At 31.5% G+C, this 12,799-nt stretch carries 14 protein-coding genes; 10 read left to right on the forward strand and 4 right to left on the reverse strand.

Translation table 11 applies throughout. The features are described 5' to 3' along the window. The first annotated feature begins 1,078 nt into the window (after positions 1–1,078). Positions 1,079–1,702 (forward strand): Bdr family repetitive protein, encoded by a 624-nt coding sequence (bdr, locus tag BT0_RS05980; protein ID WP_088895187.1) that lies wholly within the window; start codon positions 1,079–1,081, stop codon positions 1,700–1,702. A 24-nt stretch (positions 1,703–1,726) separates the two neighbouring features. Here bdr and BT0_RS05985 read toward each other — a convergent pair whose 3' ends face one another. The 4 genes from BT0_RS05985 to BT0_RS05095 form a co-directional block, all read right to left on the reverse strand. Further along, positions 1,727–1,945, reverse strand: coding sequence for a hypothetical protein (locus tag BT0_RS05985; RefSeq protein ID WP_236842869.1), 219 nt, complete (start codon positions 1,943–1,945; stop codon positions 1,727–1,729). 41 nt (positions 1,946–1,986) lie between these two features. Then, positions 1,987–2,214, reverse strand: a complete 228-nt coding sequence (locus BT0_RS05990) for a hypothetical protein (protein ID WP_236842870.1) — start codon at positions 2,212–2,214, stop codon at positions 1,987–1,989. Beyond that, a complete protein-coding gene (locus tag BT0_RS05090) occupies positions 2,211–3,752 on the reverse strand; it encodes a plasmid maintenance protein (RefSeq protein ID WP_088895188.1) in 1,542 nt (513 codons plus the stop codon). Before BT0_RS05090 ends, BT0_RS05990 begins: the two co-directional genes overlap by 4 nt. 349 nt (positions 3,753–4,101) lie before the next feature. Next, positions 4,102–4,719 carry a hypothetical protein gene (locus tag BT0_RS05095; protein ID WP_088895189.1) on the reverse strand — a complete coding sequence of 206 codons (618 nt, stop codon included), beginning with the start codon at positions 4,717–4,719 and terminating at the stop codon, positions 4,102–4,104. 306 nt (positions 4,720–5,025) lie between these two features. Here BT0_RS05095 and BT0_RS05100 point away from each other — a divergent pair, with 306 nt between their 5' ends. Genes BT0_RS05100 through BT0_RS05140 form a run of 9 tightly spaced genes read left to right on the forward strand, consistent with a single transcriptional unit; the run spans position 5,026 to position 12,790 of the window. Continuing rightward, positions 5,026–5,397 carry a hypothetical protein gene (locus BT0_RS05100; protein WP_088895190.1) on the forward strand — a complete coding sequence of 124 codons (372 nt, stop codon included), beginning with the start codon at positions 5,026–5,028 and terminating at the stop codon, positions 5,395–5,397. Further along, the gene (locus tag BT0_RS05105) at positions 5,387–6,073 is read left to right on the forward strand and encodes a DUF261 family protein (protein WP_088895191.1); all 687 of its coding nucleotides are present in this window, start codon (positions 5,387–5,389) and stop codon (positions 6,071–6,073) included. Before BT0_RS05100 ends, BT0_RS05105 begins: the two co-directional genes overlap by 11 nt. A gap of 31 nt (positions 6,074–6,104) precedes the next feature. Further along, positions 6,105–6,464: a hypothetical protein gene (locus tag BT0_RS05110; protein ID WP_088895192.1), complete on the forward strand. Its 360-nt coding sequence runs from the start codon at positions 6,105–6,107 to the stop codon at positions 6,462–6,464. A gap of 9 nt (positions 6,465–6,473) precedes the next feature. Then, a complete protein-coding gene (locus BT0_RS05115; protein WP_088895193.1) occupies positions 6,474–6,866 on the forward strand; it encodes a BBA14 family lipoprotein in 393 nt (130 codons plus the stop codon). 22 nt (positions 6,867–6,888) lie between these two features. Beyond that, a complete protein-coding gene (locus BT0_RS05120) occupies positions 6,889–9,663 on the forward strand; it encodes a right-handed parallel beta-helix repeat-containing protein (RefSeq protein WP_418214864.1) in 2,775 nt (924 codons plus the stop codon). A gap of 1 nt (position 9,664) precedes the next feature. Further along, complete coding sequence (locus BT0_RS05125; protein WP_088895195.1) at positions 9,665–10,444, forward strand: hypothetical protein; 780 nt, start codon at positions 9,665–9,667, stop codon at positions 10,442–10,444. 10 nt (positions 10,445–10,454) lie between these two features. Then, a complete protein-coding gene (locus tag BT0_RS05130; RefSeq protein ID WP_088895209.1) occupies positions 10,455–11,234 on the forward strand; it encodes a hypothetical protein in 780 nt (259 codons plus the stop codon). 24 nt (positions 11,235–11,258) lie between these two features. Further along, on the forward strand, positions 11,259–11,594 hold the full coding sequence (locus BT0_RS05135; protein WP_088895196.1) for a hypothetical protein: 336 nt from the start codon (positions 11,259–11,261) through the stop codon (positions 11,592–11,594). A 2-nt stretch (positions 11,595–11,596) separates the two neighbouring features. After that, a complete protein-coding gene (locus BT0_RS05140) occupies positions 11,597–12,790 on the forward strand; it encodes a PBSX family phage terminase large subunit (protein ID WP_088895197.1) in 1,194 nt (397 codons plus the stop codon). Positions 12,791–12,799: the final 9 nt, after the last annotated feature.

The following is a 12,799-nucleotide window of genomic DNA, read 5'->3' on the forward strand; positions in this document are numbered from 1 at the left end:
TAATATTTATATTTGTTAATAGTATAAGTCTATAGAAATTTATTTTGTTGACTAAAGTTTCTATCATTTTGAACATAGTTCCTCCCTTTTTGTACATAGTTGACACTAAAATGAACAAAGTTGTTTCCTTCCTTTATGGGTTGTCACTAAATTGTACATAGTTACTATAAAAATATACAATAGTTGTCCCTAATTTATACTAAAGTTGTCTTATTTATAAATATGTTATATATTTCTATACTATGCTTGGTATAAAAAATATCTTTTCTAAAATTAACTCTAAACAACTTATTCCTAAATCTTCTACTCCCAATTCTCTTGAAATAAATCCTAAAGAAATTATTTCTTTCTCTAAAAAATTATCTCTTACTATCAAATAGTACAGAGCTTAAATCAATCGGTATCATTCTCTCTTCTGGGATTCCTATAGCCTCTCTAAATAACAAAAATTTTACTATCACTAACTTTACAGATAATACTATCTCTTATTCTTTATCCCCTTCTGGTTTACAAATCAAAAAATTTACTTTGCTTAACTCAAAACTCATTACAAACGCCATTTATTCTCTAAAAAAACTTAATTCTACTATCCTTCCTGGAAAAATTAATCGTATCCTTAAAAAACTATTCCTAACAAATAACATCTCCTCTAAATATCTAGAATCCATTTATTATTCTATTCTCTATTCATCACATAGAAAAAATATCCCTTTTCCTTTTAATTCAAAAACTACCAAACTTACTCATAATATCACACTTGTAAGTAAAACTACTCCTCTAAATAGCTATAAAAACTTAAAGTTTATTCATTCTTTTCTCTCTTTACGCCTACATAACGCTAATTTACTTTTCTATAAAAATAGCAATAATCACTTACACTCTACTATCGCCTCTCTGGTTGAATCTTTCTTCCTTGATCAAAAATCAAACAAAAACTTACATACTCTCAAATCTTATATTAATCTACACCTCAAACAACTTGGCATACCTTATAAATCTACTAATAGATTCCAAAAACAACTATTCTCTCATATCTTTTTGTAATAAAACATTGTATAATACTTATAAGGAGACTTCTATGGGACTTGCCCAACCAGTAATTACTCAGCAAATGGTTATAGCTGAACTGACCAAAGCCGGCATTAAGAGAGACATCGCTATTGACTTATCTTATAGATATTACAAAAATGAGCTTACTCACAAGGATATTGAGTATTTAGAAACTACTTTTAACCTTAAACTTGAAAAGGTTGAAGCTCTTTTACAAGCTGAAATTAAATCTCTCAAAACTGAACTCGATACCAAGATTGAGAATGTTAGAGTAGAACTTAATAATAAGATTGATAACAAATTTAATGAACTTGATAACAAAATAGATAATGTTGAGAATAATCTTAATAATAAGATTGATAACAAATTTAATGAACTTGATAACAAAATAGATAATGTTGAGAATAATCTTAATAATAAGATTGATAACAAATTTAATGAACTTGATAACAAAATAGATAATGTCAGAACTGAATTAAAATCTGATATTAAAGACCTCGATAATAAATTCGATACCAAATTCAATGAACTCGATACTAAGATTGATGTTAACAAAATGGAACTTAAGAGCACATTAAGACTTCATAATTGGATGTTTGGCACTATTATTACCATCTCTATAGGTATTTTATTAACTCTTATCTTTAAGTAATTAATCTAATACACTTATACTACTCTAAGCACTTATTGACTTAGCTTTTTTAGACACCTTAACCTGCTTACCACTCTCTTTCCCTTCAAACCCGTCTTCTACCTCTAAAGCACTTACTCCATTAGCAACATCCTCAAGCCCCTTAACAACCTCCTCAGGATTCTTATCAACAACCCTTTGTTCGAATCTTTGAAGTAACATTTCCTTATAATCTTCATAAAACATATCCAATATATTATTCATCAACGAGCCTCGCTTAGTTTCACAATAATAATCATTATTGCCTATTTTCCAATCGTAATATCAAGGGTCTCTCTATATTTTGATCCTATCCAATCTTTAACGTATCCATATACATATTCCCAGTCAATATCTTCTGGATTAAGTATTGGAAAATTAACTATACTCTTATCGCTCTTTCTAGACTGTACTTCATCGCTCATATAAATTTCCCAAAACCTATGGCGTTTGATGTATAGCCTTCTTACTAAATATTTTAAACTAAATTTCATAACATATCTCCTCTTTCACCTAATTTCAGGTTATCCTCTTCTGATGAAACTAAAGTCCCTAAATTAGATATAGAGAGACCCTTAGTAGTCTTAAATCCTTCAAAATTACTATTAAGCACAATTGGTCTTGATAGACTACAAGCTCTCTCATAGGGCTTTAAATTATTCATGTTATTCTCCGTGTCAACTTCCATATTCCCTACCCTGTTTTTCTCCAAAGTAGCAAACATACTTGCCCTAGCTTGTTCTCTAAGACAAGCATCCTCTTCACGAGCACGTTTCAAACGCTCTTCTCTCTCTTTAGATTCACGTTCAAACAACTTACTTAAATATTCTTCTCTTCTCTTTATCTCAAGTCTTCGTTTGTATTCTACATCTTTAGCTCTTTTTTCTATTCCCTCAGGACTTAAATGTTTATCATGTATCCCTTTAACAACTGATACGTTATGCTTAACTTGTATATGCCCTCCATAAGTTTCTTTAGGCCTGTAATTACTCTTGTACTTATTTGGGTACCAATCCCTAAATCTACCCTCCCATATAAGCTCATAATCACTAATAATACCATCACTTCGCCTCATCATCATCCATACCTTGTATTTATACCTATTGCTAAACTGTTTTAGGAAATGCTCTAAGATATCTTCAATGTTGTATTCGTTTCTATATTCAATTATTGCTCTCTCTAGATTGATCAGTGCATTTATGTAAGTTGCATCGTTATTGCTGCACTCTTTTACTCGGGTTAGGTATCTTTTATCGATTTTATGTTTGGATACAAGCCGTATCTCTACATCATTCCTTTTTAATTTGCACTTTCTTGGTTTAACGGTAACAGTTTTTCCTAAAAGCATTTCTTTAGAATTCTTATTATTTATATAGCTTATATTAGCTTTATTAAATACAGCCGACTTCCTTACATGCGACATTTGGCTTATATTATTATGTTGTCTTAACTTAGAGAGTATGTTTAACCTTTCAAGCTTTGTGTAATTAAATGTTGTATTTTTATAGTCTTGATCGAAATCACCAACAATTCTTTTGTCCTTTAACTTTTCTTTAAGCTCTTCTTTAAGATATTCTAGAATTATTTCTTTGTGTATGTGATCAAGTTCCATATTTTGTACATAGTGAGAAATGCTTCCCTTATTTTTTCCAAACTTTCTAATTTTAGATTTTATTAACCCACTTTCATTTAGAAGTTTGAGGTCTCTTTCAAATGTTCGTCTACATACTTTTTTATGCCCGTCATTTTCTAATAATTTACTTACAATATTGTAGATATCACTTGCTGAATATTCTTCAATTCCACTCGATTTCTTGTAGTTTTTATTCTTTGCATTTATGATCCAATAAATTTTAATCAGTCTATCGTATTTGTTTAATGCCCGAGTTATTAGCGATTTAACTTGTGACACACAGATTTCTTTAATATCAGGGGATGTTTTATCTTTATTTGTTTCTATAAGGTTATTTAGTATTAATTTTATTTTGTCTTGTGATTTGAATTTTTTTGTTTCTTTTGGTATACTATTCATACATTATGTCTTTAATCCAAAGTTAAATTTTCAGAAGTGAAGCTTTGGATTGATATTTTTTTATTATATATAAAAAATTCACTTTTGACTAGGTTATGAGTCGAGGTGATTTTTTTATATACCACTTTCTTCTCTTCCCACATTTTAGAAATAGTTTTTGTAAAATGACTAGTTATATAATAAAAATTTTTAGATAATTTGGTATTTATGATTCTTCTCATTATCATAAATACCAAGTTTAAACCAATATAAAATTATTGTCAATAAAATAGGCTTAAATCAAATAATTTTAAACACTCTGTAAAGCATTTTTCTAGACTTATTTAAGTCATTTATGTCTTTTGTATAATCAAATATTTTTTTTGCCTTTTATACAATGATTGTTTTTTGATTCTTTATAAACTAAGTGGTTTAATGTAGCTTGTACTTCTTTGAGTAAGTTTATTTGTATCGTTTCTTGAGTTTGTTCTTTCATATTTTTTATCTCTTCTTTTAGTTTTATTATTTCTTGATTTTTATCTTTTAGCTCTTTTTGTGTTTGTTCTTTTATGTTTTGTATTTCTTCTTGAGTTTGTTCTCTTATTTTTTGCATCTCTTCTTTTAATTGTATGACTGCTTTAACAATTGTCGATGTATTGGTGTTCTGGCTTTTGATTCTATTTATTGCTGTTATTGGAGATATATTATGCTTTTTATCATAAATTTTTATATTTTCTTTTATATTTTCTAATTTTTTTTCAATAATTGTTTGAATTTCTGTTTTTATTTCCCTTTTTCTTATGTTTGTGGTTAGATCGCAGATTATGTCTTCTGGAATGTATCTTATATCATTGTATATGACATAAGCATTTAACATTGCTGCTTTTCTGCAAAGAATCTGTGAATTTGTTTGGTATTGAAATTTTTCATTTAATATTTTTACTACTTCCCCAACTTTATATAGTTTGATTTCTCTTACTTTTATCATGATAATATTTCCTCCGATTATTTTTATATTTTATCACAGGTAAAAGCTTATCTATAATTCACTATATATGTAGTGATAAGAATTAATATATATAAAAGTTGTTTTATCAATATTATTGACTTATTTTTATTTATTATATATGTTATTAACATTGCGTGTTTTGTAGTTTGTACTACACACATTGATAATATTTCCTAAAAAAAATAGCAAGCTACTTTGCTTTTGTTAGCTTTATTTAAAATTTAAGAGGTTAGGAAAAGTGAAGTTTCTTGTTTGTCATTAAATTCTTGAAAAGGAGGGTTTTAGGTGCCTAGTGGGATTAAGAGACAGATTAATATTATTGGAACTATTGCAACAACATTAATGATTTGTGTGTCTGGAGTTGGAACCTATGCCTTGAAAGGATTTTTATCTGATTTGAAAAAAGAGATGATGGAAGAATTACACATTGAATCTGAAAAGAGACTTAAGGGAGAATTTGAAGCTTTAAAAATCTTCTTAAGAGAAGACCTTAAGAGAGACATTGAAAGAGTAAATTCAGAGAGTAGAGAGATGATGGGAGAGTTAGAGAGCCTTTTACTTAAAGAGAGATTTAAAATCAAAAGTGCATTTAGGGAAGAATTAGATAAATGTTTCGGTTTATTAAAAAATTTTGAAGAGGGGATGTATGAGAAGTAAAATTTTTATGGTTATTTATGATTTTGCATATAAATCTTTGAAAGATTACTTCATTAAAAAGCATAAATCAGAATTGCTTGAAGGTGCTGTGTTTTTAGAAGATTCATCTTACCAAGTTTGTGAAAAAATAAAAGAAGTAGAAAAACATAGGTTAGTAGTTCCCTTTCAATATAATTTCAAAGACCAAAACGTTGCTATTTGCAAATTTGGATGTTATTTTTTATGCATTTTGTTTATTGCATTTGTAGTTAAAGAAATCAAAGATAAAGTTGAGAAATATTTCGATAAGTTTGAAGTCGATTTACTCTTCAAAAGCCTTGCAACTACTGGCTGTTTAAGAGATGTCAATTCATACGTCCTTGATCCAAACTTAATATTTAAGCATCTTGGAGTTAGTGAGGATATTCATTATCTTAATGTCCATTATTCCCCTACTCATTATGAGCCTGATAATTGTGATATTTTAGTTGGCAAATACAAAGAGAATGATTTATACCATTTTGTAATTCTTGATAATGATTTAAGTTCTGTTATTTGGGACTCACTTGGCAGTTCTAAGGCTGTAAGTAATGGTGTACTTGAGTCCTTAAGGGTATTTAAGCTTATTGATTCGTCTCTTAGTTTTGATATTAGGAAAAGACTTGCTCTCTATAGTGAGCAGTTTAGAAGTGTATAAGTAGTAAAAAAGATATTTTGGAGGTTTTGTTTTGAGCGTAGTAAAAAATGTAAATAAACTTTTTGATGCAGTAATGGCAAAAGATTTTCTACTACAAGAATTTGGTGCTGTTGTAGGAGAATCTAAGGTTGAACTTGCACGTGAGGGAATGACACTTACAAGTTCAATTTTGAATTTTATCTATTCTATAAAAGATGAGATTGCAAAAAGTAATGAAAACAGACGTGCTTTTGAGATCGTAAATTCAAGGCTAAGAGGTGCTATTGACCTAGCAATTGATGCTTGCAGGGTTTTAGAGAATGGTGAAAATTGGGATGAATATGATAAGCTTGTTGAGCTTAGAGGTCAAGTAGCTAAGGAAGCATTAGATAAGATGGAATTAAAGGACTAGTAGGTTGTTATGAAGTTTAAATTTAATTTTTTAAATAATTATTTGTTATCTTTATGTTTGTTATTTTTAGTATTCTCTTGCAAAGGGATTGCAAGTCTTCCAAATGAACCTACCTTAACTGGTAAAGAAGACCCTATAAGCTTGGCTCGTGATGAAGCTTCATTATTTGAGTATGCATTAAGTCTGAGTGCATGGCTTATTGATGCTAAGAGTTATGTTAATGCTTACTATAAGCAGCATAAATTTCCATTATTTGAAAAATTTGACCCCACATTTAAGGGTGGTATTGGAGAAGAGGGTATTAAGGCAAGGATGGCTTATTATAAGCGCTACATAGCCTCAGTTAAACCCATTGCTATTGATGTATACCGTAGGTATACTCAAGTGTCCTTACAGGAGTAGGGTAGGCAGGGGAGATTTAAGTTTGCAGCAAGAAGATAAAGTTGAGAAGGATTTAAGAGAAGGGGGGGTAGTAGATACACTTAATTTTGAAGCTGCCCCCTCCCCTTCTGTTCATTTGTCTTCTCTAGATATTAGTGAGCCTTCTAGAATGGTTAATGTAGAGCTAATCTCTAGCGATCATACTGCCCTGGGAGTTGAATCTAATTCTGAAGATATTCAAGCCGAAGGTATTCAAGAAGAGGAAGAACATCCAGGGTTTTGCGAGCTAAGTATTGTCTTTTTTACCGATGAAGGTCAATTTTTTGATCTAACCCCTTACACTGATATATCTAGTGTGTCTTTAGATCTTAAAATTGTAGACCCTACACTAAAGACTGCATCAAGTAGTTTTAAATTTGAAGCAAATGGCCTTTCAGATGAATTTTTGGACTTTCTATTCTTTAGAAAAGAAGATGTATATGTGATCTTGAGTGAGGGACCTCGGTCATTATTCAAAGGTGTGTTAGAAAAATTTTTCAATAGAGAGGTGTTTAACTCTACTAAAAGTATTAGCTTTACTGTGAATGATTATTCTAAACTTTTGAGTGTTGTTTTTGAGAAGCCTATTCAATTTCCTATTAATTACAATCCCGATTGGCTTTATGTATATAATCCATTAATAAAGGAGCAATCAGTAGTCCATTTAATTTTAGCGAAAAGCAATCTTAAAGATTTGATTGATGATGATGGCTCTGAGAGTATTTTGGCAAAAATTCCTGCAGTAATTATTGCTGATGGAGAGGAGCTTGGGACAATTCTATCAGCATTGCTTTATGAATTTGGATATGCATATACATTTACAGGTGATGGGAAACTACAGATTTTACCTATTTGGAAGAGCGAGGTTATAAAGAAGGATGTAAAGCTTTGCTCTATTGATGCTTCAAGTTATGTTCTATCAAAGAGTAGTTCTAGTAGTTATGATTCAACCAGGGTTATTTGGAGAGAAGGTAAATTTCAAAGTAAAGAAGAATCTATTTCAAATAAAAGGCCGCTTTATTCTGCTCCCATTAATGTTCAAGGATCTGGGAGTAGTCTTTATGTTGCAGTTTTGCAAAAAGGAGTAGTGTACCCTGATTTTGCAGATAAAGTAGGTAGTCTTGTCTACCAAGAATATGATCCTAAATGGTTTGATACTGCTTATAAGTGGGATTTTAAGAAAAGGGAAGTATGGCATGACCATTATGCAATAAATGATCATTTAGCCATAATCTCAACACATAAGCTTGAGGCTCGTTTTAGTGCTGACTCTGATATTAAACTTGTTCATGAAGAATATTATCCAACAAAAGCACGAATTTGGTTTAAAAATACATCCTCAAGTCAAGGTTCTCGTTATATTTACTACTTTGATATATATGGTGATGTTTTTTATACAATTGCTCGTAATATATTGCAGACTGATAATGCAGATGATTTTTACAGTAAGCGATTCGAGTATTCAACCAGGTTTATTTTTGATTCCAATTCGGCTGTACGTCTTTTTAAATTTTTAACTAATTTAAGAGTTAAAGGACACACAATCGTTAATTTTAGATCAACTCAAGAATTAGACCTTACTGATTTTGTAAAACTTAAGTTTGAAGATTATGATGTAGATCATTTTTTCTTGATTTTATCAAAAAAGATTTCCGGATTTGATATGAATATAAGATTTTATGAGTATGAAGGAATTACATGGGGAGATTATACTCACTATGACTACCTTACAACTTCTAAGTATATAGGCTCTAGAGATAATTTAGAAGCTATTCGTGAGGTTATAGTTGCACCTTTTAATTATATTGCGTCTAGAGATAATGATTTTTTAAGTCCCCATCTTGTTGCACCAGGTTTTCAAGATGAAGTTACAATGCAGGAGGCTTTAAGCTTAGCAAAACGTTCTGGAACAAGCAAAATCAGATTACTCCCCGGTGATTTTTATATGTACGGTTCAGTTGATATATCTAATTTCGAGATTAAAGGAGAGGATGGAGTTGTAATTCGAGCTGGTGGATTTGCAAAAAATATTTTCACTGCAACTCGTTCATTTAAGATGTCAAGACTAACTGTATGTCAAAAACCTATGGGTGAACTTTGGATAAGGGGTGGTAATTTGAGTGATGAGGAGCACTTAGATTCATATTTAGAAGGTAGCGAATTTGCACCCTTGGCTAATTTGAGGTTGTGTGCAAGTTATAGACTCAGAGAAGAAGAGAGGTCGTCTATTTACTTAAATGACGCAGGTTTTATTTACCTTAAGAATATTACATTCCTTTGTAATCAAGGAGTGGCTTTAGAGACAATAAAAGTTAAAAAGATACTTCTTGAGAATGTTGTTTTCAGATCTACAAATTGTGGATTTGATATTCGTGATGTTGATAATATGACGCTTATTGGAGTTGAGATTGAGTCTAATAAAAAGGCATCGGTTGCAAATGGAGTTAATGCAATAATGAGGGGTGGTGTTGTTAAGAAGAATAGAGATGGCTTGCACTTTGCAAATTTTTCAAGTCTTAAAGTTAATGAAGTTGAATTTTTAAGTAATACAGGTGTTGCATTGCAGCTTGATGAAGTTGTAAATGCAAGATTTGCAGGAAATAGTTTTATGGAAAACAAGGTAGGTCTTAAGAGTAATTCTCTAGATTTGTTAATACGTGATTCATTTTTGAAAAATGAGCTTGGTATGTCTTTTACAAAAAAATCGGAACTAAGTGCACGAGTTATTGATTTTAATGTGTATGAAGAGAATATAAAAGATAAAGAGGAGGTAGCATAATTTGGCTATAAGTGATGATGATTTTGAAGAGATAAAGAGACGCTTACAAACTGATAACGTTAAGATACAATTTGGTGCTGGAGATATGGAGAGGGCGAAGACTTATATTGGTAAGCTTGGCGAGCCCATTGTAGTAGAGGATAAGGGTTTATTTGCTATTTGTAATGGTAAGAGTAGTGAGAATAGAAAATACTATCCAATAAATAAAGGTTTACCACCAGTCTTAGATGATACTTTGGATGCTTACATCGAAGATTTGGTTGAGAGATGTTTGGAAAGTACTTATCCGGGCTTTTTAACTTCTGAATTTGCACAAGAAGGGTCAAATCTTACTAGGTCTAAATTAATTGAAGCGTTTGAAGCAACAAAAAAGTTTTGTTTGCCAGATGGAAGAAGCCTTCCGGAAGGTTGCTTTGTAAGGGAGAGATTTGGAATCTCATCTGCACCAAGTCTTGCGGGTAGGTTTTTAAGACATCATGACAGAAACGGTTCTTATGACTCAGTTCGTAGCATTGGAGATACTCAAAGTGACTCATTTGCAAGCCATGACCACTACATAAATAGAGACAGTATCAATTTTGATGGTCGTCTTGTTAGGTCTTTTAATAGACTTTACAAATCTGGAGATTGGTCTGGTGGTACTTATAAGTTTGTATATGACCTAGTACTTGGGGATTATATATCAAAGTACAATTTTCCAAATTGGACAGAATACACAGGAGATAGTGAGACTAGACCTAGGAATTTAACGTATTTGTCATTTTATAGATATGATTGGTGAAGTGGTGTTTATGAGTATTAGTAATAAGGATTATGATGATTTGAAAGTACGAATTGCAAATAGTAATAACCGAATACAATTTGGAGTTGGCACTTATCTTGATTCTAAAGGTTACATAGGAGAGATTGGAGAACCAATTCTACTAAAAGACAAAGGTGTATTTGCAGTTTGTGATGGTAAGAGTATTGCAAATAGACGGTATTATCCTATTTGTAAGAATATGTCATCTGTTTTAGATGATACTTTGGATGCTACTTTAGAGCATATGATTGATTTTTTTATAGAAAAGGTTGCTGTTGGGACTTTAACTGCAAAATTTCCAATTGAAGGGTCAATCCTAAATAGACATAAGCTTATTGAAGCGTTTACTAATACGGGTAAATTTTGTATCCCAGATGGTAGAAGTTTGCCATCAAATTGCTATGCAGCTAGAGTTTTAGGAATCTCATCAGCGCCAAGTCTTACGGGTAGGTTTTTAAGACATTATGATGCTTCAAATTCTAGAAGTTTAGGAGCAACACAGAGTGATTCGTTGGGGAATCATAGTCATCGCATAAATCGTGACAAAATTGACTATAGATCCTATGACCATTTATTTAAAGAGGCTTATCAAGCACACCGTGAAGATAGTTGGTATTGGAGTGATGGTAATTATTCTTTTGTATATAACATAGTACTTGGTGATTATATTTCAAAGTACAAATTTCCAGATCGTACAAACTATGCAGGGGGTAGTGAGACTAGACCTAAGAATTTATCTTATTTGTCGTTTTTTAGGTATGATCTCTAAATTCAAGTAGTATAGGAGGTTGTTTTGAGTAGTGAATTTGATTATAAAAAATTACTGAAAAAGGCTGTAGAGGAAAATTTCTCATCTCTTGGTGATTCTTCTGGTGCTCGTGAAGTATTACTAAAGGCCTTTGTTGCTAAGATGTATGAATTTTCAAATAGTAATGTTTTAGCAACAAGTCTTCATGCATTTAGAATGTTTTTTGCTATTCTAGGAATTTCTGAAGCTGAGGATTTGGTTTTAGATATCATCAATAAAGAGAAATTACCATTAAGTAGTAAAGAGAATTCTGTTTTTAGTAGTTGTGCTTACACTGATGAGGAGATTAAGCGTCTTATGAAGAGTGGTATGGGAGAGTAAAGTTGAGGTTAAAGCGACTGCCGATTTATTTTGATGCATACAAAAGAAAACCTGGTGCTGAGATTTTTGTGTATTATTCAAGTCGTGGGACTGGTAAGACTTATGATATTGCAACAGTAAATCTTGAGAGAAAGTTTACACCTGATGGTGGTGATACTTTGGCAGTGCGTAAGAAGAAAAACAAAACAATTCAGTCAATTCATAAAGAAATTTTAGAGTTGCTTCATAGGTATAACTTAAGACGTGAATTTAATGTAAGTAAGGCTAAGATAGAGACAAAAAATTTAATATATGGACGCAAGCGTGCGTTTGTATTTGAAGGTGGGCATGATACAACTGACCTTAAATCGTATGCGCATTTTAAAGACCTATGGCTTGAGGAGGCTAATCAGTTTACTGAATCTGATATTGAGAGACTGATTCCTACAATGAGAGAGCGTGGGGGGAGAATTTATATGTCAAGTAACCCAGTCCCTCGCTCGCATTGGCTTTACAAACGTTATATTGCAAATGAAGATAATCCATCAGTATGTGTAATTAAGAGTACGTATAGGGACAATCCTTTCTTAAATGGAGGTGATATTGACTTGTGGCTTGAGAAACAAAGGCTTGCGTATCATGGAAATGATCTTGGATTTAGAATTGAGGTCTTAGGAGAAGAATTTGATTTTGGGACAGCAAGATTTATAAAAGATTTTGAAGTTTGTGATGAGAGTCTCTTTGATCGAGCACAGGGTAATTTTTATACAGGAGTTCACATTAAGGGAAATAGGGTTTGCTTTATAGAGATTTTTGTTGGAAGAATAGCTTACTTTCCAATAACAGTTGTAACTAATGCTAGTAGTAAAGTTTTACTTTCAAGGGAAGATTATGAGCGTGAATGTTCGTGTTTTAGAGGGACATTTGTTCTCCCACATACTAGAGAAGAATTAAAATTTGTTTTCTCTCGTTTTGGTAGAGGGGCTCTAGTAGCACGTAATCGTAATCTTTATGTGCTCTCAGATTATTTAATTCCTAATAATCTGAGTGTAGTAAGGAGGGACGAGACTGAAGATGTGATATTGGAATTTAGTGAGACTGAATATTATTATGATGAATCTTTAGGTAGTGAGAGTGGTACTGCTACAAATCTTGTTATGCAGAAAAATTTGCAGTACATTCCAGCATTTCTAAATGCTGTGTCAATTTTTGCGTGACTGAGCATG

It is taken from the genome of Borrelia turicatae 91E135, from assembly GCF_000012085.2.
In the GTDB taxonomy this organism is placed as follows: Bacteria; Spirochaetota; Spirochaetia; order Borreliales; family Borreliaceae; genus Borrelia; species Borrelia turicatae.

Bases quoted from the DNA above. Each gene is read 5' to 3' on its own strand.
- bdr (WP_088895187.1), top strand. From the start codon at position 1,079: ATGGGACTTGCCCAACCAGTAATTACTCAGCAAATGGTTATAGCTGAA.
- BT0_RS05985 (WP_236842869.1), bottom strand. From the start codon at position 1,945: ATGAATAATATATTGGATATGTTTTATGAAGATTATAAGGAAATGTTA.
- BT0_RS05990 (WP_236842870.1), bottom strand. From the start codon at position 2,214: ATGAAATTTAGTTTAAAATATTTAGTAAGAAGGCTATACATCAAACGC.
- BT0_RS05090 (WP_088895188.1), bottom strand. From the start codon at position 3,752: ATGAATAGTATACCAAAAGAAACAAAAAAATTCAAATCACAAGACAAA.
- BT0_RS05095 (WP_088895189.1), bottom strand. From the start codon at position 4,719: ATGATAAAAGTAAGAGAAATCAAACTATATAAAGTTGGGGAAGTAGTA.
- BT0_RS05105 (WP_088895191.1), top strand. From the start codon at position 5,387: ATGAGAAGTAAAATTTTTATGGTTATTTATGATTTTGCATATAAATCT.
- BT0_RS05115 (WP_088895193.1), top strand. From the start codon at position 6,474: ATGAAGTTTAAATTTAATTTTTTAAATAATTATTTGTTATCTTTATGT.
- BT0_RS05130 (WP_088895209.1), top strand. From the start codon at position 10,455: ATGAGTATTAGTAATAAGGATTATGATGATTTGAAAGTACGAATTGCA.